This window comes from Variovorax sp. dw_308, assembly GCF_019207085.1.
GTDB lineage: Bacteria > Pseudomonadota > Gammaproteobacteria > Burkholderiales > Burkholderiaceae_C > Variovorax.
Window position 1 is genome coordinate 100,767 of sequence record NZ_JAATOM010000013.1, and the last position, 26,951, is coordinate 127,717.

Consider the following 26,951-nt stretch of genomic DNA (forward strand, 5'->3'; position numbering starts at 1 on the left):
GGATGAGCGACTGCTCCTCGATCAAGCCGCCCCGGCCATACCAGCGTTCGACCACGGCGACGTCCTTGAAGTCGCCTTGGTTGAGCACTCATCCTTCCAGCACGTTCATGCAAGCGCCTTCCGCGCAGCGTGGACGATGCTCGCGGCATCCACCCCGAAGAAATGGCGCAATGCCGCCCGCGTGTCGCTGCGGCCGAAGCCATCGGTGCCGAGGGTGAGGTAGCGGCGGCCTGCGGGCAGGTAGGCGCGCACGCTTTCCGACACGGCGCGCACGTAGTCGGTGGCGGCGATGATGGGGCCACCGCCATCGGCAAGCTGCTGCGCGATGTAGGGGGTGCCGGCTGCCTCGCCGCGCAGATCAGCTTGCTCGCAGGCCGCGCCATCGCGCGCCAGTTCGCTCCAGCTGGTCACGCTGATGACCTCGGCGGCGATTCCTTCCGCCGCCAGTTGCTGAGCCGCCTTGATGACTTCGGTGAGGATCGCGCCGGAGCCCATCAGCGTCACCTGCGTCGCCGACGCATCCGCAGGAAAGCGCCCGAAGCGATAGCAACCGCGCAATACATCGCCATGCACTTCCGGTGGCAGGCTGGGCTGCGCGTAGTTCTCGTTCATCAGCGTGACATAGTAGAAAACGTCCTGCTGCTCGACCATCATTTCGCGGATGCCGGCATCGATGATCACGGCCATCTCGCCCGCGAAGGCCGGGTCGTACGCTTTGCAATTGGGGATGGTCGCGGCGACCAGGTGACTGGTGCCGTCCTGGTGCTGCAGGCCTTCGCCGCCGAGCGTGGTGCGGCCGGAGGTGGCGCCCAGCAGGAAGCCGCGCGAGCGTTGGTCCGCTGCGGCCCAGATCGCATCGCCGACGCGCTGGAAGCCGAACATCGAGTAGTAGATGTAGAAGGGCAACATCGCCAGCCCATGCACGCTGTAGCTCGTGGCCGCAGCGGTCCAGCTCGCGATGGCGCCGGCCTCGCTGATGCCTTCCTCGAGGATCTGGCCGTCGGTGATTTCTCGATAGCTCAGGATGGTGTCGATGTCTTCCGGCGCATAGCGCTGGCCCACGCTCGAATAGATGCCGACCTGCTTGAACAGGTTGGCCATGCCGAAGGTGCGCGCCTCGTCGGCCACGATGGGCACCACGCGCGGGCCGATCTGCTTGTCCTTCAGCAGGTTGCCGAGCATGCGCACGAAGGCCATCGTGGTGCTCATGTCCTTGCCTTCGGCCTCGATGGCGAACTTGGCATACGCGGCCAGGTCCGGCTTGGGCACCACGTCGCACGCCGTCTCGCGCCGCGGCATCGCGCCGCCGAGCGCTTGGCGATGCGACTTCAGGTACTGCATCTCCGCGCTGTCATCAGCCGGCTTGTAGAAGGCCAGCGAGGTCGCCTGCTCATCGGTCAGCGGCAGGTTGAAGCGGTTGCGGAAGCCGATGAGGTCCGCGCTCTCGAACTTCTTGTGCGAGTGCGTGGTCATCTTGCCCTGCCCCGCGCCCATGCCGTAGCCCTTCTTGGTGTGGGCCAGGATCACGGTCGGCTGGCCCTGGTGCGCGGCGGCTGCGGCATAGGCGGCGTGGATCTTCACGAGGTCATGACCGCCGCGCTTGAGGCGATCGATCTGCTCGTCGGTCATGCCTTGGGCGAGGCGCGCGAGTTCCTCGTTCTGGCCGAAGAAGGTGTCTCGGTTGAAGCGGCCATCCTTCGCGGCGAAGGTCTGCATCTGGCCGTCGACGGTGTTGGCGAAGGCGCGGGCCAGTGCGCCCGTGGTGTCGCGTGCGAAAAGGCCATCCCAGTCGCTGCCCCACACCAGCTTGATGACGTTCCAGCCGGCACCGGCGAAGAGCTTTTCCAGCTCGTCGATGATGCGGCCGTTGCCGCGCACCGGGCCGTCGAGGCGCTGCAGGTTGCAGTTGACCACCCACACCAGGTTGTCGAGCTTCTCGCGGGCGGCCAGGGTCAGGGCGCTCATCGATTCGGGCTCGTCCATCTCGCCGTCGCCGAACACGCCCCACACTTTTCGAGCGCCACAGTCGAGCAGGTGGCGGTGCGTGAGATAGCGCATGAAGCGCGCGTGGTAGATCGAGCTGATCGGACCGATCCCCATTGAGCCGGTGGGGAACTGCCAGAAGTCGGGCATCAGGTACGGATGCGGATAGCTGCTCAGGCCGCGTGCGCCCTCACCCACGTTGAGTTCTTGGCGATAGTGCGCGAGGTCATCTTCGCTCAGGCGGCCTTCAAGGAACGCTCGCGCATAGACACCTGGCGCGCTGTGGGGCTGGAAGAACACGAGGTCGCCGCCGTGTCCGACGTCCTTCGCGTGGAAAAAGTGATTGAAGCCCGTCTCAAACAGGTCCGCCGCGCTCGCATAGCTGGCGATGTGCCCGCCCAGTTCGCCGTACGAATGATTGGCCCGCACCACCATCGCCAGCGCGTTCCAGCGCATCAGCGATGCCAACCGTTCCTCTACCGCCAAGTCACCCGGGAAGGCGGGCTGCGCCTCAACGGGGATGGTATTGACGTACGGCGTCGACAGCTCGGGCTGCCAGCCCACGCGGCCTTCGCGCGCAATGCGGGCGAGCTCATCGAGCATCCAGCGCGCGCGTTCGGGTCCATGCGCCTGTACCAGCGATTGGAAGGCCTCGCGCCATTCGGCCGTCTCGATGGGGTCGGAGTCGTGCGAGGCCATTTCCAGCATGCCGCGCAATTGGTGTGGGGACAGAGGTGCGTTCATCTTTCGAACTTTAGGCTGCGTCGATCGAAATGTGCTGCTGGAAAGGCATGTGAATGATGCATTCAGCAGCATAAGATGCCGCCAACCACCTACCTTCTGAGAACATGAAGCTCGACGCCCTCGACCTGCGCATCCTGGACGAACTGCAACGGGATGGCGCCCTGTCCAACGTGGAACTGGCACGCCGGGTGCAGCTCTCTCCGTCGCCCTGCCTGGCGCGTGTGAAGGCGCTCGAAGCCGCCGGCGTTATCGCTCGCTACGTGGCAATCGCAAACCCGACGGCCCTCGGTCTGGGCCTGAACGTCTTCACTCCATCAGCCTCACAACGCAAAGCAAGGCGTCGCTCGCCACGTTCGAAGAGCGCATCGCCGAGCATGACGAAGTGATGGAGTGCTACCTGATGTCCGGCGACAGCGACTACCTGATCCGCGTGCAACTGGCCGACATCGGTGCGCTGGAGAAGTTCATCCTGGAACAGCTCACGCCCATCCCGGGCATCGAGAAGATCCGCTCGAGCTTTGCGCTCAAGCAGGTGCGGTACAAGACCGCCCTGCCCCTGCCGTCGGTCCGGCTTTGAAAGCTGTTTGAACCGCAGGGCTCGTCTGTCAAGAGCGGTCGTCGAAGCATCTAAGAGGGTGTTTCGTCCGTATCGTGGTCCTCGCGACCGGACCCTGCCAGCGGCGTCCAAGCCAGCCGCTGCCCGCTGATCCATTCGTCCAGGTGTCGCCGCGAGAACTCGACACCACGTTCGCGCAGTTCGGCGCTGCAACCCAGTGACTGGAGCGCCAACCTGACCGAATTGTCCATGTAGGCATGCGGATCCGCCACACCGCTGCGCACGCCCTGGATGCCTCCGGCCGACGCGCCCATCAGGAAGTCGCAGGCCATCTGCGCATCATCGATCTGGAACTGCCCGAGTACCCTGCCGCGTTCCAGGTCGCGCGCCATGTAGGTGGCCACCAGCGAGTCGCGCGGCCATGCATCCATGCGCGTGACGAAGGCCGCCCAGTCGGGGTCCTGCCAGGCGCGAATGAGGAACAGGCGAAAGCCGACCGCCGCGCGCTGCCACGGCTCGTTCAGGCAGTCGTAGAGCGGAAGTATCTCCGCGATCATGCGTTCGTTCATCCCGGTGCTGGCGGCCAGAAGCGCATCGTCGAGCGAAGGAAAGTGCTGGTAGAACGTGCCGCGCGAGATCCCTGCCTCGCGCACCACATCCTCGATGACGGGCATGTCGTCGCCTCGACGCACGAACACCTGGATGGTCGCCTCGAGGATGCGTTTGCGGGTGCGCTCGCGCTTGCGCAGCGCGCTCTGCACGCGGTGATCGTTGTCGCCGGTTCCAGGATGCGGCACTGCGGACGTTGATTGCATGGGGCGTGTCTCCCGACTTCGATGGCGCGCTGACATCTTGACGATTTGGCATTCTGACTTGCGGAAAGCAGGCATGGAAGCGCCGACGGCAAAGATCAAGAATTCGCCCATGGCCTTCACACATGCAACCCGGAGCAACGCACGATGACCTCCATCGAACCCAGCCTCTTCCGCTCGATCATGGGGCGTTTCGCCACCGGCGTGACCGTGGTGAGTTATCACCGGGAAGGCCAGCCGGCGGGAATGACCGCCAATGCCTTCCTGTCGGTGTCCCTCGAGCCTCCCCTGGTGCTTGTGTCCGTCCGCAAGAACTCCCAGTTCACAGCCCATGTGCTGCACGGCAGCCGCTATGGCGTGAACCTCTTGGCCGAGAGCCAGCAGGACCTGAGCTCGCACTTCGGCGGCCGGCCCGTCGAGGGCATGCCGATCCCGTTCGTGCACGCCTCTGACACACCGCTGATCGATGGCAGCCTGGCACACATCGTGGCGCGCGTCGTCGACATCCATGCGGCCGGCGACCACCTGCTCTACATCGGCGAAATCGAACATCTGAGCCATGGCACCGACGCCAGCCCGCTCATCTTCTACGGCGGCAACTATCGCCAAGTGCATACCCACAAGAAGCCCTTTGTCCAATGGCAATCCACCGACGGCTGGTAACCGCCGCCCGACTTCACCTCGACCTTCACTTCCAAGGAAAGCACCATGTCCCATCCACGCCCCGACCCGCAGATTGAAATCGCCGAACGCGCACAACTCGTAGCACGCGCTCGCGCCTTGAAGCCGCTGCTGCAGAAGAATGCCGCGCAAACTGAAAAGGACCGCCGCGTCGCGGAGGAAAACATCCGGGCAATGACCGAGGCCGGATTGTTCCGCACATTGCAGCCGCGCCGCCATGGCGGCTACGAAGCCGGGCTTCGCACGCACCTGGATGTGACGGCCGCACTGGCGGAAGGCTGCCCGTCTAGCGCCTGGGTGGTCAACCTGATCGTCGTGTGCTCGTGGTTCGCCTCGCTGCTGCCGGGCCGCGCGCAGGACGAGATCTTCGGCGCCAACCCCGATGCGCGCGTCGCCGGCGTGTTCACGCCCAGCTCGCAGACGCATCGCAAGGAAGTCGAGGGCGGCCTCGTCGTGTCGGGCAAGTGGTACTACGCCTCGGGTTGCCTGCACGCCGACTGGGGCTTGATCGGCCTCACCGAGCAGAACGACAAGGGCGAGGTCACCGATCAATACCTCGCCTACGTGCCGATGAGCGAGCTGACGATCGAAGACACCTGGTACACGGTCGGCATGAAGGGCAGCGGCAGCAACTGCCTGGTCGCCAACGAGATCTTCGTGCCAGACCACCGGATGTATTCGATCCAGCGCGCCATCGGCGGCGACTATGCGACCGAGTTCAAGGACGAGCCGCTGTACCGCAGCGCCTTCGTGCCGGTTGCTGCGTTGATCCTGGTGGGTCCGCAGCTGGGTATGGGGACGGCCGCGCTGAAGTACGTCATCGACATGGCCAGCAAGCGCAATATCGCGTACACGGTGTATGGCAAGCAGTCGGAGTCGGTGGCTTTCCAGATGCAGATTGCCGAAGCGGCCATGAAGATCGACACGGCGCATTTGCATGCCTACCGGGCCGCCGAGGACATCGAGCGTTTCGCGACCGAGGGTAGCTATCCTGATTTCGTCGCGAGGGCGAGGGTGCGCGCGGACACGGGCCATGCCATTACGCAGATCGTCGACGCACTCAACATCCTCGTCACGGCACACGGCGCGGGATCCTTTGCGGAATCCAGCCCGATGCAGCGCTTCTGGCGCGATGCCAACACCGGCGCGCGGCATGCCGTGGCATCGCCCCTGATCGCCGCCGAGGTGTACGGCAAGGCATTGCTTGGTGTCGACACCTTCGTCACGCCACTGGTATGAGCCAGACCACAAAGAGGATCAACATGGCTATCCGACCCACCAGCTTCGCGCATGTCGTCTACCGCACCTACCGCTTCCAGCAGATGCTGGCGTGGTACGTGAAGGTGTTCGACGGCAAGGTGCAATATCAGAGTCCGGTCATCGCCTTCGTCACCTACGACGACGAGCACCACCGTGTGGCCCTGCTCAACATGGGCATCATCGTCGGGGAGTCCGACGCCCGCTCGCCACGCGGCCAGCCCGGGATGGACCACGTGGCCTACGGCTACCGATCGCTCACCGAACTGTTCGAGAAGTACGCTGAGCTGAAGGCGACAGGCGTGCTCCCGTACTGGTGCATCCACCACGGCATCACGGTCTCGCTCTACTACGCCGACCCGGACGGCAACCAGATGGAGTTCCAGGCGGACTGCTACACCTCGAACGACGAAGCCAACGCATTCATGTACGGCCCGAATTTCGAACTCAATCCGATCGGTGTCGAGTTCGATCCGGAAGTCTTCCTGGCCCGCTTGCGCGCCGGCGAAAGCGAAGCGGCGCTGCTGCGGCGGACCGAGCATCTGCCGGTGTCGGAAGTTCGCGGTTCGATGATGGGCTGAGAGGCCGGGCAAACGAATACCCGAAGTCTTCATGAACGCTTTTCCCTGGCTGCTCGCCGCCGGCCTGACATTGATCGGCCAGGGCGCCGCCGCTCTTGCCTCACCGGCCAGGCCGCCCGACATCCTCGTCGTCCTGGCCGACGACCTGGGATTCAACGATACCCGGCCGTTCGGCCAGACCGTCATCCAGACGCCGACGCTCAGCGCCCTGGCCCGCGAAGGCATGCGTTTCACCAACTTCCACGTGCATGCGACCTGCTCGCCAACGCGCGCCCAGTTGCTGACCGGCGTGGACAACCACCGCGCCGGCATGGGAGCTATGGGCGAGTACCACACGCCTGCAATGGACCAGTTACCCGGCAGCTACATCGGTGCCCTCAACGATCGCGTGACGACCTTCGCCGAAGTGCTGAAGCGCCGCGGCTACGCAACCTTCATGGCCGGGAAGTGGCACCTCGGTGGCAAGGAAAGCCAACTGCCACCGGCACGCGGCTTCGACCGCTCGTTCGTGCTGCTCGGCGGCGGCGCCAGCCACTGGAACGACCAGGGCCTGCTCGGCATCGCACCGAAGGCCCGCTTTGCCGAGGACGGCAAGCCAGTGGCGCGCGATACCGGGCAGTTCTCGTCCGATCTCTACACTGACAAGCTGCTGTCGTACCTGAAGGAGGCCCAGGCGGCGAAAAAGCCCTCCTCGGGTACCTCGCGTTCCAGGCGGTGCACGATCCGTTGCACGCGCCGCCCGAATTCACCGCCAGGTACAAGGGCAAGTTCGCGGGCGGCTACGACGCCGCGCGCAAGGAACTGTTCGCCAACATGCGGCGTCTCGGGGCGAGCACGCGCATGGGCCCTGCGGCGCCCTTGTTCAAGCCTTGGGCTGAACTGTCGGCCGACGAACGCGTGACGCAGGAACGCTTGATGGAGGTCTACGCCGGCATGGTCGAGAACCTCGACATGAACATCGGCCGGGTGGTGTCGGCACTGAAGAAATCCGGCGCCTACGACAACACGGTGATCCTGTTCTTCTCCGACAACGGGCCGTCGGCCGCCTACATGGGCCTGTACCAGGGCAACGCCGATGGCGAGTACGTACGCAAAAACTTCGACACCTCGCTGGCCAACCTCGGCGCGCCGCGCTCTTTCGCCGGCCTCGGGCCCGGCTGGGCCTACGCGAGTTCGGCACCGTTCAAGTCCTTCAAGATGTTCGTGACCGAGGGCGGCACGCTCTCGCCGCTGATCGTCAAGGGGCCCATGGTGCGCAAGCCCGGCACGATGAACGACGCGTTCCTCGGCGTGGAGGACGTCTTCCCGACCGTTCTCGACATCGCCAAGGCCCAGCGGGGCAAGACGGCGAACGGCCAAACGCTGGAGCCACTCAAGGGCTTGTCGTTCTTGCCGATGCTGACCGGCCAGTCGCCATCCGTGCGCGCCGATGACTTCGAACGCGGCGAGGAACTGTTCGGCAACAAGGCCTGGCGTCAAGGTCGCTGGAAGATCAGCTGGCTGCCCAAGCCCTATGGCGAGGCGCGCTGGCAATTGTTCGACACCCAAGCCGACCGCGGCGAAACGCGCGACCTCGCGGCCGAGCAGCCCGCCCGTCTCGCGGCGATGGCCGCGCGCTACGACCGCTGGGCACGCGAGAACAGCGTGGTGGACTGGGACTACGCCTACCTGGGCCGCGAACTGTTCGACTATTTCGATTGGCGCAAGGGCATCCCCGTGCAGATCGAGAACCGTGATTGAGGGTGGCCTCGACAAGAATTTCCCGGAACAAGTTTTGAGAAAGCCCATGCAATGAGCAGCAATACAAGCCAGCCAACCCGCACCGAGGACGAGGCCGCCTGTGCGCGCCTGTGCGTCGACTTCGCGAACCACCTCGACGCACGTCGCTATGCCGAGGTGCTCGACCTGTTCACACCCAACGGCACGCTGGACCGCATGGGCACGGTGTTCACCGGCCGCACCGCGATCGAGAGCTTTCTCAATGGACGACCAACGGGCATGGTGACCCGGCATCTGTGCACCAACATCCGCGTGCTCTTCGAAAGCGCCGACGAAGCCACCGGCCAGTGCTACGTCCTGTTCTTTCAGGGCAGCGCGGAACCCGACGGCGCGTCCCTCGCAAAGGGACCACCTTCGGTGGTCGAATACCACGACCGCTTCAGGCGCACGGCATCGGGCTGGCGCATCCAGGAGCGGCGCATCCGCATGGCGATCCAAGGCTAATCATTCGATCAAGGAGACTTGCATGCTCTTCACCCTGTATTGCATCGACCATCCCGGCAGCACCGAGCGCAGGCTGGCGCTGCGTCCCATTCATCGCGCGCATGTCGCCACGGTGGCGGAAAGACTCGCGGCGGCAGGACCGTTGTTTGCGGACGATGGCGAGACGATGGTCGGCAGCTTGCTGATCGTCGATTTCGAGGATCGCGCGGCGCTCGACGCGTGGCTGAAGGACGAGCCTTATACGCAGCAGGGCGTCTACGAGAGCGTCACCGTGCGGCCCTTCCTCAACGTGTGGCCCCAACGCACTGGTTCGCCACCGCAGGACATGTCGAAGCTGAGCGCGTTCTCGCGCTGACGCTATCGCCCGGCCCATCCTGCGACAACGTCCTTGACGGGCTGCGCATGGGCGACTCGTCCAGGCCGCGTCGCCGTGCGCCTGCGTGGCCAATGCACACGATGCCTAATCGTCGCGCCCCATGTGGAACGGCCGGTTGGTGGAGTTCCCCCCTCAGCCGAGGTCGAATGCCAGCCAACGCGCCGCGTTCCGCCATCGCAGCATCTCCGCAGCTTCGTCGTCCAGATTGAGTGACAGCAGCCGCTGAGCAGGTTCCCGATCCATGATCGCAAACGGGTAGTCAGTGCCGACCATCACCTGCCCTGCGCCGACCAACTCGATCAGCGCGCGGATCGCGGCCGCGTCGTAGAGCAAGTCGTCATAGAACATCAACCGCGCCGCGGAATTCGGCGCCAACTGGATCGCATCGCGCAACCCCTGCGTTGCCTCCCACGCATACTGCAACCTCGGCACCAGCGCCTGGATCGACCCCCCGCCGTGGCTCATTGCGATACGAAGCCGAGGATGCCTGGCCAATGTGCCACCGGTGATCAGCGAAGCGGCAGCCAAGCCGATTTCTCCCGGAAAACCCACCACCTGTTCGAGCGACCGCGGCCCGACGAGGCGATCCATGCCGGCCGGACGCAACGGGTGCACGAACAATGCAGCGCCCCATTCTTCCGCCGCTGCGAAGAACGGCTCGAAGCGAGGGTCGCCGATGGCGGTGCCGTTGACATTGCTACCAATCTCCACGCCGGAGAGCTTCAGCACGTGCATGGCGTAATCGAGTTCCTTGATTGCAAGGTCCACGTCCTGCAGTGGCACCGCACCCAGCGCGCTGAAGCGCGAGGGCGCATCCGCCACCATCTGCGCCAGCGTCTCGTTGAGGTAGCGCGACAGCACGGCGCCATCTTCTGCATCCAGCCAGTAGGAGAGCAGTTCAGGCATGGGCGACAACACGTGGCGTTCGACTTCGATCCGGTCCATGTCGTCGCGGCGCAAGGCGGTGTCCCAGCTCTGGTCCGGCACGGTGCGATAGACCTTGCCGGAAATCATGACGTGCCGATGGCAGGGCTGCTGCGCCTGTGCCATCGAGGGCCACGGCACGCCGATACGCGAGCCGAGGTAAGCGGGGAAGTCGCGCGGCACGACATGCGTGTGAATGTCGATGCAGCCGCAACGCCAGCGCGGCGAAGTCTGTTCCATGTTCAAAGCTCTCCTGGTGAAGCTGCAATCCAAGGGTTTGTCCCGAGGCAAAAATTCTCGCATTTAGATTGTAAAAGCAACCATTTAGAAGTCTAATCGCTTTCAGACAAAAGGTCGCTTTTACAACCATATTGGTGCTCACCATGACTTCAGATGCAACCACCCTGGCGCGCCCGGCGCGCATCAACACCGCCATCGCCGCCAGCCTGCCCACCTTCGACGAACTCATGTCCCGTGCCACCGCCCTGGGCACCGTGGTGCGCGAGCGCGCACGCCAGACCGAGCTCGATCGCCGGGTCTCGCCCGAGGTCACCGACATGCTGCGTGATGCGGGCCTCTACCGGGCACTGCAGCCCAAGCGCTTCGGAGGTTATGAACTTTCCATCGAGGAATTGCGTGCACTTGCGTTCGAGATTGGACGCGGCTGCACGTCGACCGGTTGGTGCTACGGGCTCAGCGCTGCGATGTCGTGGGTCGTCGGCATGTTCCCCGACCAGGCCCAGCGAGATGTGTGGGAAGCGACGCCCGACGCAGTGGTCGCTTCATGCATCGCGCCGACCGGGAAAATCCGCAGCGTCGAGGGCGGCTACAAGTTTCAGGGACGCTGGAGCTTTGGCAGCAACAGCGACAACGCAAGCTGGCTGGCGCTCGGCGGCATGCTCTCGGCTGGCGAAGGCGAGCCGCCACGGCCGATGTTTCTGATGGTCCCGCAAGGCCAGTACCGCATCATCGACAACTGGCACACCGTCGGACTGGCCGGCACCGGCAGCAAGGACATCGCGATCGAAGACGAGATCTTCGTGCCCGCGCATCGTGCCGTCAGCTTTGCCGAAGTTCTCAACCAGCAATCGCCGGGCGCACTGGTGAACCCGTCCGCCCTCTACAACATCCCTTTCCTCAGCGGCTTTCCGCCATTACTGGCAAACCCCGCTGTGGCGGCACTGCGCGGCGCCATCGACGAGTTCGTCGAAAGCGTGGCCGCGCGCACCACGCGTGGCGCCTTCGCAGGCGGCGGCAACACGATCGGCAACTTCGGCCATGTGCAATCGGCCATCGCCGAGGCCGAAGCCGCGGTCGATGCCGCCCAGCTGATCCTTCAGCGCGACCTGCGTGTGGTGACTGACATGGCAGCGTGCGGCAGCAAGGCCACGACCGGGCAGCGCATCGAGTTTCGCCGCGGCCATGCCTACGCGGTCAAGCTGTGCGTGAACGCCATCAACGGCCTGTTCGACGCCGTCGGCGGCACCGGCATCAACCTGGACAACGGCGTGCAGCGCGCATGGCGCGACATCCATGCGGTGGCGCATCACATCAGCGTCAACTGGAATGCCGTCTCCACGATGGTGGGCCAGATGCGCCTGGGCCTGCCGCCGCGCGGCCAGTACTGAACGCAAAGGACTGCCCAGTGATCCGCTATCAAAAATTCGGCCGCGTCGAGATCAACGTCACCGACCTGGCGCGCTCGCGCCGCTACTACGAGGAAGTCGTGGGCCTGCAGTTTGTCGGCACCGGTGCCGACGGCGAAGTGCTGATGCGCTGCGACCAGGACCACCACAACTTCGTGCTCCATGCGGCGCAAAGCGCAGGCCTGCGTTGCGCCGGTTTCATGCTCGAGAACGTGGCGCAGTTCGAGCCACTGCTGGAGCGGTTGCGAGAGGCTGGCATCGAGCCACACGAGAGCTCGGCACAGGCCTGCCGCGAACGCATGCAAAAGCGCGCGATCCGCTTCTTCGAACCTGCCGTTGGCGCCACCATCGAGTTCTACGTTCCGGCGGACGATTCGGCGCGCCCGTTCAAGCCCACGGTCACCCGCATCCAGCGGCTCGGGCACGTCGTGTTCAACACGCCGCAGCCCGAAGCGGCGCTGCGCTTCTGGCGTGACGTGCTGAACTTCAAGGTCTCCGACTCGGTCGGCGACATGATCACTTTCCTGCGCTGCTGGCCCAACCCGTTCCACCATGGCATCGGTATCGCCAAGTTTCCCAGGCACAGTCTCCACCACGTCAATTTCATGGTGACCGAGATCGACGATGTCGGCCGCGCGCTGAGTCGACTGCGTCGCGCCGAGTCAGAGGTCGTCTTCGGCCCGGGCCGTCACCCGGCGTCCGAGAGCGTGTTCCTCTACTTCCTCGATCCGGACGGCCTGACCATGGAGTACAGCTTCGGCATGGAGGCCTTTCCCGAGACGTTTGCACGCGAACCCCGCCAGCTCCCGCTTGCCCCCAAGTGGCTGGACCAATGGGAGTCCACGCGTGATCCCCGCTGCTTCACAGGCGCGGGCCCGAATGCATCCCTTGAAACCCATGAGGTGAGCCATGAGCAACATTGAAACCGCGATCGTCGATCCGCGCGAACTGCGCAACGCATTGGGCCGCTTCGCCACTGGCGTGTGCGTGGTCACCACCGTCGGCCAGGACGGTCGTGCGGCGGGACTAACGGTGAACTCATTCAGCTCCGTGTCGCTGGACCCGCCGTTGGTGGCGTGGTGCCTGGGGCGCAAGGCGCCCAGCCTTGCCGCGTTCTCGGCATCGGCCTACTTTGCCGTGCACGTCCTGGCCGCGGACCAGCAGCACATCGCCATGCACTTCGCCCGGCCATCTGATAACAAGTTCGCCCTGCTCGAGGGCGAACTGCAGCAAGGCATCGGCAATGTGCCGGTGCTGGCCAATGCACTGGCGCGCTTCGAATGCCGGACCGCAAAGATGACCGACTGCGGCGACCACGTGATGTTCTTCGGCCAGGTCGAGCGCTTCAGCTACGCCAGCAGCGAACCGCTGGTGTTTCATGCCGGCCGGTTCGTCGAAGACCGCCGCCAGCCTGCAGCGTGATTCCGTCCTTCAAGAAAAAACAAGGAGACAAGGTGTCCATTCAACTTCGCAATCCCTGGTGGATCGTGCTTGGCTCGGTACTGGGCCTCATCGTCGGCAACGTGACCGTGCTGCAGTTCTCTGCTTCGGTGCTGATGAAGCCGATCATGGCCGAGTTCGGCTGGAACCGCAGTGTGCTGTCGGCGGCCGTCATGCTCGGTTCCTTCTGCGCCGCCGCCGCGACGCCGTTCGTCGGACGGTTGATCGACAAGCACGGCGTCAAGCCCATCACGCTGTTTGCCATCACGTTCTTCGCGCTGTCGACCGCCGCCATGTCGCTGGCGCCCGCAGTGGCGCCGGTGTTCATCGGCATGTTCTGCGTTCTCGGCGTGTTCAGCGGCGGGCAGGCGCCGCTGCCTTATGCAAAGTCGATCGCGGGCGCCTTCGACCGGCGGCGCGGCCTCGCGATGGGCATCGCGATGACTGGCGTCGGTCTCGGCACGGCGCTCATCCCCAAGCTCGCGCAGGTCTATCTCGACAACCTCGGCTGGCGCGGCGCCTACGTTGCGCTGGGCGCCACGGTGTTCCTGATTGCCTTTCCGGCGGTGGCGCTCTTTCTCAGCGAGCCGGCGGCGCGGCGCGGTGGCTCGACCCCGGGAGCGCTGCCCGGGTTGGAAGCTCGTCAGGTCGTGCGGACAAAGGAGTTCTGGATCTTGTCCTTCGTTTTTTTCTGCATTCCTGTCGTGGCGAACGGCATCATCGTGCACCTTGTTCCGCTGCTCACGGACCGTGGCATTCCGTCGCAGCAGGCGGTGGCGATCTTCTCCAGCATCGGGGCTTCGCTGATCGTGGGGCGGCTTGCGTGCGGCTACTTGCTGGATCGCTTCTTCGCGCCCCATGTGGCGATTGCCTTCATCGTGATTCCCGCGCTCGGTGTCCTCACGCTGCTTGCGAGTACGGACCCGATGCTGACCACCGTCGGCGCCGTCCTGGTGGGCATCGGCCTTGGTGCCGAGGTCGATCTGATCGGCTACCTGCAAAGCCGCTACTTCGGCCTGCGCGCTTTCGGTCAGGTCTATGGCTACCTGTTTGCCATCTTCACCGTTGGCACCGGACTCGGCCCATTCGTGATGGGTGCAACCTTCGATGCCACGGGCTCCTACCACCCGGCCTTGGTCGGCTTCGTCGTGACGCTGGTGTGCGCAGGCGCGGCGTTGCTGCGCATGCCGGGCAAATACCCCTTCCCGGTTCATCACACCGGCAACGGTGCTGCGTCGGCCAGCCCCAACGCGGCCTCGCGAATCCACCCCGCCTGAGTCACTTCTTCCTCCTTTCCCATTCCTGCTTCACCCATGAAACTCGTCACCTATCTCCACGACCACCAGACCTCTATCGGCAAGGTCGAAGGCGATCGCGTCATCGACCTGCCTGCCAATGATCCGTCGTTGCCCGCAACGATGCGAGAACTGCTTCAGGCGGGACCGGATGCCATGGCCAAGGCCAAGGCGATCCCGTTAAGCGCCGCCCACGCACTGCCGCTGGCCGACGTGAAGTTGCTGGCACCGGTTCCGAACTCTTCCAAGTTCCTGGCCATCGGCATGAACTACAGGAAGCACGTCGAAGAGGCGAGCAAGGTCGGGGTCAAGACGCCGCCCACCCAGGTCTGGTTCAACAAGCAAGTCTCCTGCGTCAATGGCCCCGACGGCGACGTGCATCTTCCCAGGGTGTCCGACAAGCTCGACTACGAAGTTGAACTGTGCGCGGTCATCGGCAAGCGCTGCCGGCATGTCAGCCGCGAGGACGCGCGTTCGGTGATCGCGGGCTACATGGTGTGTAACGACGTCTCGGTGCGCGACTGGCAGCTTGCCACGCCGACCATGACTGTCGGCAAGTCCTTCGACACCACCGGACCCACCGGGCCGTGGATCGTGACGAGCGATGAGATCGGTGACCTCGGTGCGTTCAGGTTGCGCATGTGGGTCAACGGTGATCTTCGCCAGGACGACTTCGCCAACCAGATGATCCATGACATCGATGCGCAGATCGCCTACCTGTCGGCGGCCTTCACCCTGGAGCCGGGCGACCTGCTCGCCACCGGCACGCCTTCGGGCGTCGGTGTGGCGATGGAGCCGCCCCGGTATCTGAAGGCCGGCGACGTCATGCGGGCCGAGATCGAAGGCATCGGGGCCATCGAAAATCGCGTGGTGCCCGAGCCAGTCTGACCTGGCGCCAGGCGCGCTCGGACGGCTGCGGCAGTGCGCGGCGATGAGTGGGGTTTTTCATGGTTTAAGCTATCAAAACGAAGTCGCGCCAGCCCGGCGCCGCCGCTTCGAGTTCCAAACTGCCATGCCGCGAAGCAAGCCTGAAACACCCCCTCCCGCCACGCCTGCCAAGCCCGTCGCCAAACGCGCGCGTGCGCCCGCATCAAGGTCTGCGAATCGAAACCTCCCTGCGCCAGCAGGCGGAGCGCTATTCGATGTCGAGCATTCCATCGGCTATCTCCTCAATCGAGCGGCCAATATCATCGCGGCGCGTTTCAGTGACGAACTGAAGACGCATGGCGTCAATCTGCAGACGTGGCGCGTGCTCGCTGCGCTGAGCTACCAGGACCAGCAGTCGCTGAGCGACCTGGCCAACCACACCGGCTCCGAGCTCTCGTACCTTTCGCGCTCTGTTGCCAGCGCCGAGACTCGCGGGCTGGTGGCGCGTGTCGTCTCTCCTGCCGACAAACGCGCGGTACTTCTCACACTGACGCCAGCCGGACGCGCCATGGTGAAGGAGTTGGCACCGCGCGGTGTGCGCATCGAGAAGACCTCGGTCACTGGCGTTCCGAGGGCTGACGTAGAGACCACCTTGCGCACCTTGCATGCGATCTATCACAACATGGTCGACGGCTCAGGCGATCTGACCGGCGTGAACCGCAAACTGACCATCGCACGACGGGTTCAGAAAAAACGTGCACTGGAGGAGAGCCAATAGGTTGCCTCGGAGCTACGTAGCCTGCCCATTACTTCGCGCGTGAACGCACGGCCTTTTTGACCACTGGCGCCTTGATCGGCGAGCCGCTGCCCGCGCCCAAGGGCTCGGTGTCGCCATTGCCGTGGACCTCGATGAAGCGCCGAAGGAGCCGCATCAGGTCAACCCGCTCCTGCGGCTCGAGCTTCGCGAGCAAGCCGGCATTCAGCTTCTCGACACCGCGCTGCAGGCTGCCGATGGCGCCCTGGCCTTCATCGGTCAGGTAGAGCAGGCGCTGCCGACGCAGCACCACCTGCAATTCGCGCCGCAGCAGTCCCTTGCGCTCCAGTCGCGTCGCGATCTCGGCGGTGGTCGCGTTGTCGAGGTCGAGCAGCCGGGCCAGCGTGACCTGGTCCAGGCCCGGGTGCTTGTCGACCACGCGCAGGATGCCGTATTGCAGCGGCGTGATGTCGGGACCGAGCGCGCTGTAGAAGGCCGAGATGCAGATCTGTTGCCCGCGCCGGAACAGGTGGCCGGGCGCGTCGCGCAACTCCTGCTGCAAGTGTTCGGACATCGCGACGTTCGCCGGCGGCGGACTGGTCTTCTTGACACTCTTGGCAGGGGGCATCTCGGTTCTGGGAAGTAAAAAGCCAGTCTAGCGGTCTCAGGGAAAACGCGGTCCTCGGACCGCTTGCAATTCCACTGATGCAATCTACCATTCTGTGTACTGAATGGCATCCCGCCAAACCCCTCGAAAGGGCCAGACATGGAACACCCCACCGCCGACTCACACCCCATGAATGCCGCGCGATTCCCCTCCAACCGCTGGTGGGTCGCGGGCTTCGCGTGGGAGCTCAAGGACAAGCCGCTCGCCCGCACCTTGCTCGGCCATCCGATGGTGCTGTTCCGCGGGCCGCAGGGTGTCGCGGCACTGGAAGACCGCTGCTGCCACAAGAACCTGCCCCTGTCATGCGGCAGCGTCGAAGGGCCGGGGCTGCGCTGCGGCTATCACGGGCTGCTGTTCGATGAACGCGGCGTCTGCGTCGAGATCCCCGGGCAGGCCTACATCCCCGAGCGCGCCCGTGTCGTGAGCTACCCCTTGCGCGAAGTGGACCAGATCCTCTGGGTGTGGATCGGCCAGGGCGAGCCGGCCGATGAGCCGCCACACTACCCGGTGCATGTCGACCCGCGCTTCAAGTTCGGCGGCGACAGCTTCCACTACAAGGCGCCCTACCAGCTCATCCACGACAACCTGCTGGACCTGAGCCATGTCGGCTATGTGCACCAGAAAACCATCGGCGGCAATCCGAAGCTGCACATGAGCGCGAAGTTCGACGTGACGTCAGACGCCGAGGTCGTGCGTGTCACGCGCCCCATGCCCGACAGCGTGCCGCCGCCCACCTACACGGCGGCCTGGCCCTTCGCGGGCCGGGTGGACCGCTGGCAGGAGGTCGAGTTCCACGTCTCGCACCTCGTGATCTGGACCGGCGCGATGGACGCGGGCAGCGGCGACCTGGCCGATGCCAACCGCGCCGGCTTCCACATCCACGGCTTCCACGGCGTCACGCCAGAGACCGCGACCACCTCGCACTACTTCTGGACCGTCGCCACCAATGAGCATCCGACGCGGCCCGGCGCGGCCGACGTGCTGGTGAAGCAGGTGGTCGACACCTTCCACGAGGACAAGGACATCATCGAGGCGCAGTGGGCCAACCAGGTGCGCTTCGCGGCCGACTGGCGGCAGGTCGCGATCCACGTCGACGGCGGCCCGAACCGCGCGCGGCGGATCATGACGGCACTGACCGCGCAGCAGTAGCCGTACGCTGAGGCCGAACGTTGTCGGCCACGATAAACACCTTCTGGAGATGACATGAGCGTCACCACGCGCCGACAACTTCTCGCGGCCTCGGCCGCATCGCTTTCCATCGCGGCGCTGCCACGTCTCGCGCTGGCACAGTCGACCAAGCTGTCGCGGCTGATCGTTCCCTTCCCGGCCGGCGGCGGCACCGATGCCGTCGCGCGCATGACCGCCGACAAGTTGCACTCCGACTTCCCTGCAGGCCTGGTCGTCGAGAACCGAGCCGGTGCCTCCGGCCGCATCGGTGTCGAATACGTGAAGGACGCGCAGCCTGACGGCAGCACGATGCTCTTCACGACCGACTTCGTGATGACCATCTTTCCGTACAGCTTCCGCAAACTCAACTACAACCCGCTGCAGGACTTCGCCCCGGTGGCGCTTTGTTCGAAGACGGGCTACGCACTGGCCGTCGGCCCGGGCATGCCGGCGGAGGTCACCAACCTGCAGCAGCTCGTCGCATGGTGCAAGGCGAACCCTTCACGCGCTTCGTTCGCATCGACCTCGGCCGGCGCCGCATCGCACTTCGCGGGCCTGATGCTCTCGCGCGCCATCGGCGTGGACTTGCTCCACGTGGCCTACAAGGGCGGTGCGCCGGCCCTGCAGGACTTGATGGGTGGCCAGATCCCGATGAGCATCAACCCGATCGGCGAGGTGCTGCCGCAGATGGCCAGCGGCAAGGTGCGCGTGATCGCGACCACGGGCGCGCAGCGCAGCCGCTTCCTGCCCAACGCACCCACGCTGGTCGAGTTGGGCCTGCAGGACATGGTGGTCGAGTCATGGCTTGGCTTGTTCATGCCGGCGAAGACACCGGCCGATGTCGTGACCCGCACCGCCGCGGCCTTCAACGCCGCGCTGCAGCGCAAGGACCTGCACGACGGCTATGCCGGCATCGCGATGGAAACGGTGCAGGGCACGCCGGCCAGCTTCGCCGCGGTCATCAAGGCCGACATGGAACGCTGGGAGCCCATCATCAAGGCCTCCGGTTTCACCGCGGAAGAGTGACCGCGCGTCGCGCGGGGGACTCCCCGAGCGCGCAATGGTTGCGATGTGAGGGCAGGTACGGAGTTACAAGCGGCGCGCTTGCGCCTACGCTCGGTGCACTGCTCCTGAACACACAAGACAACCAACGAAGTCGATCTCCCGATGAAGCTCAACTCCCTCCGTGATTTCATGGCCGTGGCCGAACGCGGCAGCCTGCGCGCCGCCGCGCGCCAGCTCGGCGTGACGCAACCGGCCATCACGCGCAGCATCCAGGAACTCGAGAAGGAACTGGGCGTGGTGCTGTTCGAGCGCCGCGCCAAGGGCGTCTCGCTCACGCGCATGGGCGAGGTGTTCCTGCGCCGCTCCAAGGCGGTGCGCTGCGAACTCGACCGCGCCCGCGACGAGCTCGATCAGTTGCGCGGGCAGATGAACGGCCATATCTGCGTGTGCCTCTCCGGCGTGGCACACATGGCCATGCTGCCGAGTGCGATGGCCGCCTTCCGCCAGCGCTTTCCGGACGTGCAGCTCGACATCATCGACGGCCTGCTGCCGAGCGTGGAAGCCGAGCTGAAGGACGGCATCGTCGACTGCTACATCGGACCGACGCTGGAGGAAGTGTCGAGCGAACTCAGCGCCGAGAAGCTGCTCGACAGCTACCGCGTGATCGTCGGCCGGCACGGGCATCCGTTGGCCAATGCGCGCTCGCTGCGGGAACTGGTCGATGCCGAATGGGTCACCACCTCGGTCACCTATCGCGCGGAAGAAGAACTCGCGCCGCTGTTCGCAAGCCACGGCCTGCCGCCACCACGCCTCATCGTGCAGGCACGCTCGGCCCTGACCTTCCTCTTCACCGTGGCCTACTCCGACCTGCTCATGCTGCTGCCGATCCAGTGGACGCAGACGCCGCTCTTCAGCAACGCACTGCAGCCGATCCACGTCGCCGAGCGCCTGCCCTCCCCGCCCATCTGCATCGTGCAGCGCAACAGCATGCCGCTGACGCCCGCGGCCGAATACTTCTGCGACATGATCCGCCGCGCCAGCCGCCACGTGGACACCACCATCTGCAATCCGTTCCCGGGCCAGGTCGCATCGACGCCGCGCAGGGCGGTAGCCGCGTCGCTCAACTGAGCTGAATCAAAAAACGGGCGCAGATCCATCGCAAGAAGATCTGGCCCGCGAAGACCACGGCGCATCCCCAGCGATGCGCAATGGCCGTGTTCTGGCGCACCTTCCCGCGCGCCACCTTGGATGCTTTTAAAAGGAGTGGCTCATACCCGCTTCGTAGCCCCTGGCCGAGCGCGGCGCGTAGCCGGCGAAGGCCGCGAAGGCGCCGCTCGGCTGTGGCGGCACGCCCATCACGGTGGGGTTGTTCTTGCCGTTGTGGATGCTGGTGAAGGCCGTGGTGGCATACAGCAGCGTGCGGCGTGAGAAGTTGTAGGTCAGGCCCAACGAGAACTTGGAGATCGCCGCATCGGGATTGACCAGCGACGGCACCGCCGCGTTGTCCGGCTTGTACTTCACATAGCCGTAGCTGCTCTTGATGCGCACCGGGCCGACCGGCACCGTCACGCCGACCATCGCGCCGTCGTAGTCGGCCGAGGTGGATGCGGCCGCGCCGGGCAACGTGAACTTCGAGTCGTTGGTGGCACGCGAGAGTTCGCCCGCGAGCTTCATGAAGCCGAAGTCGTAGGTGGCCGCCAGGTTGGCGGTCTTGACCTGGGTGTCGGTCAGAGGCGTCGCAGCGGGTGGCAGCGCATCGATCGCCGTGCTGACGCCGTAGCTTGCCGAGACGTCGAGCCCGCCGTTGGCATAGCCGACGCGCATGCCGAAGAACTGCCCGCGCTTGCTCGGGCTGTCGAACTGGGACGAGCTTTTCACGTTCTCGTGGAAGCTTCCCATCGCCTGAGCGAAGAAGCCGCCCAGCGTGTTAGGCGTGAAGTAGCCGATCGTGTTGTTGACGAAGATGTAGTTCGCCGGGCCGCCGGTCGGACCGGCCAGCAGGCCGCCGCCGGGCAGCGCGGTGAAGACCGCCAGGCGCGCGTTCACCATGCCGATCAGGTTGGCGCCGACACCGGTGTTGAGGAAGGGGTCGGTCACCGTGTCCGCCACGAAGGTCGGCGACACGTCGCGTCCCAGCCGGATCTCGCCGAAGCCGCCGCTGAGGCTCACCGTCGACCGGCGCGAAGACAGCGGCTGCGTGCCGTCATCGACGTTCAGCGATTGCTCCAGCCAGAAGCTCGCCGCCAGCCCGCCGCCCAGGTCTTCAGTGCCGCGAAAGCCCCACCGGCTGGGCACGTAATTGCCGCTGGTCAGCGCGGTCTGGCTGAGCGTGACGGACGCGGGCCGGGCCGCATTGATCACGCCGACGTTGTCGCTCTTCATGCTGTAGTAGCTGACGCCCGCATCGACGATGCCGAACACGGTGAGCGAGGATTGGGCCGAGGCGGCGCCTGCGAGTGCGAGGAGTGCCAGCGATACCGAGGTTTTTTTCATGGATGGTTTCTTGTCTCTGTTTCTTGTGATTCGTCGCGATCGAGGAAGGCAGGCATTCAGCCCGGGCCGACCTCGAAGTCGATGTGGCTGAACTGCCCCTCGAAGAGCGCGATCGCCTCCAGCACCTTTGGCCGGAACGCGGCACGCTCGGGCGAGGCCAGCATCGCGTCGATGTCGGCACGGCTCGCGAAGTCGACGACGATCTGGCAGCAGATGCCGGGCGGGTTGTCCTCGCGCTTGCGCGGCCACCAGGCCTTCACGCCGCGCACGCCGGGCAAGGTGCGCAGGCCGGGCACCACCGACTCGTTCATCAGCGACTCGAACTTTTCTTCCATGCCGGGCTTGGCATTGCCAACCCAGAAGGCGGAGCGTACCCACATGCCGCTTACTCCACCGCGGCCGGCTGCTTAGCCGGCACGAAAGGCGTCATGCGCAAGGCGACGCGCTTGCGCCAGTTGCCGTAGGGCTCGTAGCCTTCACTGGTCTCGCAGAGGGACTTCGTCAGCGCGACGATTTCCTCGTTGGTCTTGCTGAAGTCCAGGGGGATCAGGAAGGGCTGCGTGATGTACCAGTCGGAGTCGACGAAGAACTCGAGGTTGTTGCCCTCGGGGTCGTGCGCATAGATGCTCCAGGCGATGCCATGGTTGGCCGGGAACAGGTTGCCGCCGCCCTCGGCCTCGAGGCGCCTCTGGATGTCGCGCAGGTCATCGAGCGAACCGACCTTGAACGAGATCTGGTTGATGCTCGGGCCGAATTGCGGGTTGGCCGTGTTGGCGGGCAGTTCCTGCGGGCGACCGGTGGCCAGCACGATCTGGTGATGGTCTTCCGGGCTGCGCGAGAGGAACACCAGTTCCATGCCGCCGGCATTGCCGCGGTCGGTCACGGTGAAGCCGAGCACGTTCGTGTAGAACGCCTCCATCGGCGCGATGCGCTTCACGCTCAGGCCCATGTGGCTGAACATCAGGTTGGGGGCGGGCTTCGCCGTGGTCGTCATGGTGATCTCCTGCTTCTTGAAAGGATTGCCCGGTGCACTTTTGCATCGAGTTCGGGCGGATGCTATGGCTGCCCCTTCGTGCGGACGAGATTGAAATATTTCGTCGTTGATCAGGTTCTGGCATCGCAGGCGATGCCAGACGATCGTCGGCCCACGCGAGGCTTGCCCCACGCAGGACCGGTCGCTACTCAGCCGCGCACTGCAGCGCAAAGGCCAGCTGCTGCAACTGCAGCGCGCGCCCGATGTGGTGGAAGTCCATGCAATGCCCGGTGCCGTGCACCATAGCCGCGTCGACGCGGGACGACTTCGACAGCGCCTGCGCGAAGCTGTCGACCTCGCCTTGCCCGCAGATCCACAGACGATCGACCTCGGCCTGCCGGTAGTGCACCGGCACCGTGATGCTGCCCAGCGTGGCCGGTGCATTGGCGCTCCAGGTGCTGACGATGTCGACGAGTTCCGCCTTCGGCGCGCCGGCGCCGGCAAAGCCGGTCGAGGTGCCGGGCATGGCCGGGTCGTAGCTGCCTTCGGGGCCGAACATGAACTGGGCCTTGCCTTCGTCGGGCAACGCGATGATGGGAATGTCGGGCAGGCTTTCCCACATCGGCTTGTGCTCGGGCGGCGTGTGCATGCAGACGCCGGAGATGGCCAGGCCGATCAGCGGCAGGCCGTCGGGCTCGCTGGCGATCATTTCCGCCATCGTGCAGGCGATCGCGCCGCCGATGGAGTGGCCGATCAGCACGATGCCGCGCGTGCCGGCGCCGTAGCGTTGCCACGCATCCCTCAATGCCGCTGTGAGCGCCCTGGCCTGACCGCGCACTGTCCCTTCCGCGGGCGGCAGGATCGGGCTGTCGACATAGCCGGGACGGTCGGGCGCGATGATCGGGATGCCATTGGCTGCCGCCTGGTCGAACAGAGAAGCGCCGGGCACGTCGAAGTAGGCCGAGGTGTAGGTGCCGCCGTGAATGGCGATGACCAGCGGCGTGTTCGAAGGTAGCGTGCCGGCGGGGATGTTGTGGCGGCCCGAGAGGCCGCCGAACAGCGAGGCGGTGTGTTGTGTTGCGCTCAAGTCTTTGTCTCCTCGTTGTTGTGTGTCGATCCGCTCACGGAAGCGCTTCGGCCTGCAGCTTGTGCAGCGCAGCCGGCGAGTACCAGCCACCCGCGCGCACCACGCCCGCGATCCTGTGCAGGTTCGCCACGTCCGCGACCGGGTTCGCATCGAGCAGCACGAGGTCGGCATTCTTGCCAGCCTCCACCGTGCCCATCGTGCTTTCGCGGCCGAGATACTTCGCGCCGTTGATCGTCGCGATCTGCAGCACCTGCAGCGGCGAGAGGCCGGCCTGCGCGAACAGGTCGAAGTCCTGGTGCAGCGAGAAGCCCGGCACCACCCAGATCGAGCCGCCCGTGTCGGAGCCCGCGAGCATCGGCACGCCGGCGTCTTGCAGAAGCTTGGTGAACCGGAGTTGCAGCGTGAAGAAGCGCTTGAAGATCTCGCGGTTGCCGGCGGAGACGCGCTGCGGGAACTGCGCGCCCAGCTCGCTCCACATCTGGCGCACGGGCGGGGGCATGAAGCGGTTGTTCGGGTCGGCCTTGTAGGCCGGGTCGTCCGCGATCTCCATCGTGCGCAGGCGGATCAACGTCGGCACCTGCCACGAGTTGTCCTTGATGAGTTCGCCTGCCAACTCCTTGCACTTGCCTTCGTCGTAGCTGTCGAGCACGCGCTGCATGCTCTCGAACTGCGGCGGCTTGGTCATCATCATCGGGTTGGCGATGATGCGCACAAGCATGGCTTGCATGGCCGGCGTGGTGGGGCCGACCTGCGGCGGCTCGCCGTGCGTGTGCTGGACAAAATCGCGGATCGGCGCCTCGTCGCGCGAGCAGCCGAGCAACATCACTTCGAGCGGGCCGAGGTGCTCGATGGAACGCATCGTCTTTGCGCCCTCGCGCACATTGATGTCCATGTTCATGTGACCCGAGTACGGCAGCCCCTGCGCCTTGGCTTCCGCGCCCGCGGCGTAGAAGTTCTTCGCGGAGAGGCCGACGGTCTTGATGAAGTCTGCCCCTTGCTGCTTCTGTTTGCGCACCTCCGCGACTGCGGCATCGGGTGTGGGCGTGAGCGAATCGGTCAGGATGGTGCCGGGGAGCGCCAGCAGCTCCGGCGCCTGCGGATAGGCAAGCTTGCCGTCGCGGCGCGCCTGCAGCAGCTCGGGCGAGCTCGACATCTGGCGGTAACCGGTGACGCCGTTGGACAGCATGAGCTTGAGCGCAGGCCGCGGGTCCGGTGCGTTGAGCGGATGGGCATGCATGTCGAGGTAGCCGGGCACGATGAACTTGCCGCGCGCGTCCACCGCATGGGCCTCGCCGCGCGCGACGATGGCGGATGCACGGGCGATCCTGGCGATCTTTCCGTTCTCGATGACCACGCTCATCTCGGGCGACAGGCTGCCGTCCTTCACGTTGACCACGGTCACGCCCTCGATGACAAGGCCCTTGTCGACCACGGTCTTCAGCGCTGTCGCGGCGGTGGCTTGCAGGCCGAGGGTGGCCATGAGCAGCGCCAGCAAGGCGTGAGGCAGGCGGGCGCCCGACCGGATGTCATGATGTTTCTCGCAATGCAATGCGGGTCTCCTGATGGTTTTGCCGCGCGATACTACGGAGCCGGCTGCCAGCCGGACAGATAGGAAAAGCGCGCTGGCGATGCCTATCCGCTATCGGCTCGTGTCAGCCCGGGAGGCAGGCGGACCAGCCGGTCATGACCTGACGCGCCTATTCCGTTGCCCGCGTCACCGCTCCCCGCATCAACGTACAAAAGTACTCCCCCACCGGCGTCAACGGCAACGCCACCCTGCGCACGATGCAGATCGGCAGCGCGCTCAGTTCCTCCTTCACCTCGATCCGCTGCAAGCTGTCGCTGAACAGCGGCGCGCGCGCCCACTGCACCGGCAGCATCGCGAGCATGTCCGACTGCACGATCGAAAAGAAGAAGGTGAAGGCCGAGTGGCCGCGCACCACCAGGCGGGGCAGCGGCAATCCGTGGCGCAGGAAGACGGGGCACAGTTCGTCCTCGGCGCGGTAGGTGGCCGAGGTGGTCACCCACTCGGTGCCGACGAGTTCGGCCAGCGACATCGCATCCGACAGCGGATGCCCGATGCGCCCGAATATGGCGCGATGGTTGTCGAACAGCTTCTCGACCTCGAGCCGCGGCGACAGGTCCAGCGGCGCGGGTCCGATGTAAAGGTCCATCGCGCCGTCGAGCAGTTCCGCCTCCACGCTCGGCACGACGCCGTCGATGATCTCCAGCCGCACGTCGGGATAGCGTTCGTGGAACGGGCGCAGCGCGCCGGGCAGCAGCGCCATGTGCGCGACGCTGCTGAGACACATGCGGATCTGGCCGTGCATCGCGCCACGCGCCTGGGCAATTTCGTCCTGCGCCCGCCGCAGTTCGCTTCGCACGGCACGCGTGCGTCGCAAGAACAGTTCACCCATCGACGTGAGCGAGACACCCTTGGCACGGCGCTCGAACAGCGTCACGCCAAGCTCCTTCTCCAGCTCCTGGATGCTGCGGCTCATCGCCGGCTGTGCGACACCCAGTTGACGCGCCGCCGCGCGCAGGCTGCCGCGCTCGGCGACGGCCTGGAAATCGCGCAGGGCGTTGAGCTTCATCTAAGCCTTGCTTCTCGCTTCCGCATCTTCCATGAACTGGGCCAGCACCTGGTTGAACTCGTCCGACACCAGTTGCGGAAAGTGGTGCGGCGACGCGATGTTCAACCGTCGGCCGTTGCCGATCTCCGCCACGGTGTCGCACACCGCGTCGAAGGCCGGGCTCCATCCGCCGGAGATCACCAGCAACGGAATGCCGGCGCGCTTCACCGCTTCGAGCTCGCTCTGCAGCGCATCCTTCGATGGCAGCCGCAGCTTGCGGATGGCCACGCCCATGCGCTTCAATTCGGCAGGGTCCGCGCCGCCGCGCAGTTCGGGCGGGATGTTGACGAGCTTGATGAAGCGCAGGATGCGCGTGGTTGGCGAGAAGCTCAGGAACAGGGCCTTGACCATGCCGAAGACGAAGCGCTTCACCACAGGCTTGTGGATCGCCAGCGCGGCCATGGCGGGCTCGATGATGGTGAGCGAACGGACGGCGCCAGGTCGCTTCGCGGCGGCGGCGAGCGCCACGCATCCGCCGAAGGAATGACCCACCAGGTGCGCGCCGTCGCCCAGCAGGTCGGCCACCAGGGCGCCATCCAGATCGGCATCGTCGGGACGACCCGGATCGGGGGTGCGGCCGTGGCCGGGGCGGTCAGGCACGATGAGCTGCCAGCCACGACCCGCCAGGCTTTGCTGCGTGGAGAAGTGCGTCGAGCCACCCACGACGCTGCCTTGCGCGCTGCCATGCACCAGCACGACCTTCGGACCGGCGTCACCCCATCGCGTGATGTGCATTGCGTCCTTCCCGCTCATGACAGCTTGCCTTGATTGCCAATGGCAGCGGTGA

The 26,951-nt window shown here is 65.3% G+C and carries 26 protein-coding genes and 2 pseudogenes; 17 read left to right on the plus strand and 11 right to left on the minus strand.

Going from position 1 to position 26,951, the window contains the following annotated elements; translation table 11 throughout:
* Positions 1-105: 105 nt before the first annotated feature.
* Positions 106-2,727 (minus strand): alpha-ketoglutarate dehydrogenase, encoded by a 2,622-nt coding sequence (mdeB, locus tag HCU76_RS23195; protein WP_213958768.1) that lies wholly within the window; start codon positions 2,725-2,727, stop codon positions 106-108.
* 104 nt (positions 2,728-2,831) lie between these two features.
* Between mdeB and HCU76_RS23200 the strand changes: the two are divergent.
* Positions 2,832-3,304: pseudogene (locus tag HCU76_RS23200) on the plus strand (Lrp/AsnC family transcriptional regulator).
* Positions 3,305-3,354: 50 nt separating this feature from the next.
* Here the strand turns inward: HCU76_RS23200 and HCU76_RS23205 are convergent.
* On the minus strand, positions 3,355-4,098 hold the full coding sequence (locus tag HCU76_RS23205; protein ID WP_213958767.1) for a TetR/AcrR family transcriptional regulator: 744 nt from the start codon (positions 4,096-4,098) through the stop codon (positions 3,355-3,357).
* Between the two features lie 144 nt (positions 4,099-4,242).
* Here HCU76_RS23205 and HCU76_RS23210 point away from each other — a divergent pair, with 144 nt between their 5' ends.
* The 7 genes and pseudogenes from HCU76_RS23210 to HCU76_RS23235 all read left to right on the plus strand — a co-directional run bounded on the left by HCU76_RS23210 (position 4,243) and on the right by HCU76_RS23235 (position 9,192).
* Positions 4,243-4,758, plus strand: a complete 516-nt coding sequence (locus tag HCU76_RS23210) for a flavin reductase family protein (protein ID WP_213958766.1) — start codon at positions 4,243-4,245, stop codon at positions 4,756-4,758.
* A gap of 45 nt (positions 4,759-4,803) precedes the next feature.
* A complete protein-coding gene (locus tag HCU76_RS23215; RefSeq protein WP_213958765.1) occupies positions 4,804-6,015 on the plus strand; it encodes an acyl-CoA dehydrogenase family protein in 1,212 nt (403 codons plus the stop codon).
* A gap of 23 nt (positions 6,016-6,038) precedes the next feature.
* Positions 6,039-6,614 (plus strand): VOC family protein, encoded by a 576-nt coding sequence (locus HCU76_RS23220; RefSeq protein WP_256354366.1) that lies wholly within the window; start codon positions 6,039-6,041, stop codon positions 6,612-6,614.
* A 31-nt stretch (positions 6,615-6,645) separates the two neighbouring features.
* Positions 6,646-7,242 (plus strand): annotated as a pseudogene (locus HCU76_RS36745) (sulfatase-like hydrolase/transferase); the annotation flags it as partial.
* 98 nt (positions 7,243-7,340) lie between these two features.
* Positions 7,341-8,354: a sulfatase-like hydrolase/transferase gene (locus tag HCU76_RS36750; protein ID WP_256354367.1), complete on the plus strand. Its 1,014-nt coding sequence runs from the start codon at positions 7,341-7,343 to the stop codon at positions 8,352-8,354.
* Between the two features lie 51 nt (positions 8,355-8,405).
* Positions 8,406-8,837: a nuclear transport factor 2 family protein gene (locus HCU76_RS23230; RefSeq protein ID WP_213958764.1), complete on the plus strand. Its 432-nt coding sequence runs from the start codon at positions 8,406-8,408 to the stop codon at positions 8,835-8,837.
* Between the two features lie 22 nt (positions 8,838-8,859).
* Complete coding sequence (locus tag HCU76_RS23235) at positions 8,860-9,192, plus strand: YciI family protein (RefSeq protein ID WP_213958763.1); 333 nt, start codon at positions 8,860-8,862, stop codon at positions 9,190-9,192.
* Positions 9,193-9,345: 153 nt separating this feature from the next.
* Here HCU76_RS23235 and HCU76_RS23240 read toward each other — a convergent pair whose 3' ends face one another.
* Positions 9,346-10,377, minus strand: coding sequence for an amidohydrolase family protein (locus HCU76_RS23240; RefSeq protein WP_213958762.1), 1,032 nt, complete (start codon positions 10,375-10,377; stop codon positions 9,346-9,348).
* Positions 10,378-10,520: 143 nt separating this feature from the next.
* Here HCU76_RS23240 and HCU76_RS23245 point away from each other — a divergent pair, with 143 nt between their 5' ends.
* The 6 genes from HCU76_RS23245 to HCU76_RS23270 are packed head-to-tail and all read left to right on the plus strand — an operon-like array spanning position 10,521 to position 16,163.
* Complete coding sequence (locus HCU76_RS23245; RefSeq protein ID WP_213958761.1) at positions 10,521-11,765, plus strand: acyl-CoA dehydrogenase family protein; 1,245 nt, start codon at positions 10,521-10,523, stop codon at positions 11,763-11,765.
* Between the two features lie 17 nt (positions 11,766-11,782).
* A complete protein-coding gene (locus HCU76_RS23250; protein ID WP_213958760.1) occupies positions 11,783-12,706 on the plus strand; it encodes a VOC family protein in 924 nt (307 codons plus the stop codon).
* Positions 12,693-13,205, plus strand: coding sequence for a flavin reductase family protein (locus tag HCU76_RS23255; protein ID WP_213958759.1), 513 nt, complete (start codon positions 12,693-12,695; stop codon positions 13,203-13,205). The genes HCU76_RS23250 and HCU76_RS23255 overlap by 14 nt, the downstream gene beginning before the upstream one ends.
* A gap of 32 nt (positions 13,206-13,237) precedes the next feature.
* On the plus strand, positions 13,238-14,500 hold the full coding sequence (locus HCU76_RS23260; RefSeq protein ID WP_213958833.1) for an MFS transporter: 1,263 nt from the start codon (positions 13,238-13,240) through the stop codon (positions 14,498-14,500).
* 36 nt (positions 14,501-14,536) lie between these two features.
* Positions 14,537-15,406, plus strand: a complete 870-nt coding sequence (locus tag HCU76_RS23265) for a fumarylacetoacetate hydrolase family protein (RefSeq protein ID WP_213958758.1) — start codon at positions 14,537-14,539, stop codon at positions 15,404-15,406.
* Between the two features lie 43 nt (positions 15,407-15,449).
* Positions 15,450-16,163, plus strand: a complete 714-nt coding sequence (locus tag HCU76_RS23270) for a MarR family winged helix-turn-helix transcriptional regulator (RefSeq protein WP_213958757.1) — start codon at positions 15,450-15,452, stop codon at positions 16,161-16,163.
* A gap of 28 nt (positions 16,164-16,191) precedes the next feature.
* Here HCU76_RS23270 and HCU76_RS23275 read toward each other — a convergent pair whose 3' ends face one another.
* Positions 16,192-16,767, minus strand: coding sequence for a MarR family winged helix-turn-helix transcriptional regulator (locus HCU76_RS23275; protein ID WP_256354369.1), 576 nt, complete (start codon positions 16,765-16,767; stop codon positions 16,192-16,194).
* 138 nt (positions 16,768-16,905) lie between these two features.
* On the opposite strand from HCU76_RS23275, the gene HCU76_RS23280 reads away from it, so the two are divergent.
* The 3 genes from HCU76_RS23280 (at position 16,906) to HCU76_RS23290 (ending at position 20,106) form a co-directional block, all read left to right on the plus strand.
* On the plus strand, positions 16,906-17,955 hold the full coding sequence (locus tag HCU76_RS23280; protein WP_213958756.1) for an aromatic ring-hydroxylating dioxygenase subunit alpha: 1,050 nt from the start codon (positions 16,906-16,908) through the stop codon (positions 17,953-17,955).
* Between the two features lie 54 nt (positions 17,956-18,009).
* Positions 18,010-18,999 carry a Bug family tripartite tricarboxylate transporter substrate binding protein gene (locus HCU76_RS23285; protein WP_213958755.1) on the plus strand — a complete coding sequence of 330 codons (990 nt, stop codon included), beginning with the start codon at positions 18,010-18,012 and terminating at the stop codon, positions 18,997-18,999.
* 141 nt (positions 19,000-19,140) lie between these two features.
* Positions 19,141-20,106 carry a LysR substrate-binding domain-containing protein gene (locus HCU76_RS23290; RefSeq protein WP_213958754.1) on the plus strand — a complete coding sequence of 322 codons (966 nt, stop codon included), beginning with the start codon at positions 19,141-19,143 and terminating at the stop codon, positions 20,104-20,106.
* 126 nt (positions 20,107-20,232) lie between these two features.
* On the opposite strand, the gene HCU76_RS23295 is transcribed toward HCU76_RS23290, so the two are convergent.
* The 7 genes from HCU76_RS23295 to HCU76_RS23325 form a co-directional block, all read right to left on the minus strand.
* Positions 20,233-21,471: a porin gene (locus HCU76_RS23295; RefSeq protein WP_213958753.1), complete on the minus strand. Its 1,239-nt coding sequence runs from the start codon at positions 21,469-21,471 to the stop codon at positions 20,233-20,235.
* Positions 21,472-21,527: 56 nt separating this feature from the next.
* Positions 21,528-21,851 (minus strand): putative quinol monooxygenase, encoded by a 324-nt coding sequence (locus HCU76_RS23300; RefSeq protein WP_213958752.1) that lies wholly within the window; start codon positions 21,849-21,851, stop codon positions 21,528-21,530.
* Between the two features lie 5 nt (positions 21,852-21,856).
* The gene (locus HCU76_RS23305) at positions 21,857-22,465 is read right to left on the minus strand and encodes a VOC family protein (protein WP_213958751.1); all 609 of its coding nucleotides are present in this window, start codon (positions 22,463-22,465) and stop codon (positions 21,857-21,859) included.
* A 184-nt stretch (positions 22,466-22,649) separates the two neighbouring features.
* Positions 22,650-23,531 (minus strand): alpha/beta fold hydrolase, encoded by an 882-nt coding sequence (locus HCU76_RS23310; protein ID WP_256354370.1) that lies wholly within the window; start codon positions 23,529-23,531, stop codon positions 22,650-22,652.
* Positions 23,532-23,565: 34 nt separating this feature from the next.
* Positions 23,566-25,011 (minus strand): amidohydrolase family protein, encoded by a 1,446-nt coding sequence (locus HCU76_RS23315; protein WP_213958749.1) that lies wholly within the window; start codon positions 25,009-25,011, stop codon positions 23,566-23,568.
* Positions 25,012-25,228: 217 nt separating this feature from the next.
* Entirely contained in the window at positions 25,229-26,125 is an 897-nt protein-coding gene (locus tag HCU76_RS23320; RefSeq protein WP_213958748.1) for a LysR substrate-binding domain-containing protein, read from the minus strand.
* Entirely contained in the window at positions 26,126-26,917 is a 792-nt protein-coding gene (locus HCU76_RS23325) for an alpha/beta fold hydrolase (RefSeq protein WP_213958747.1), read from the minus strand.
* Between the last annotated feature and the right edge of the window lie 34 nt (positions 26,918-26,951).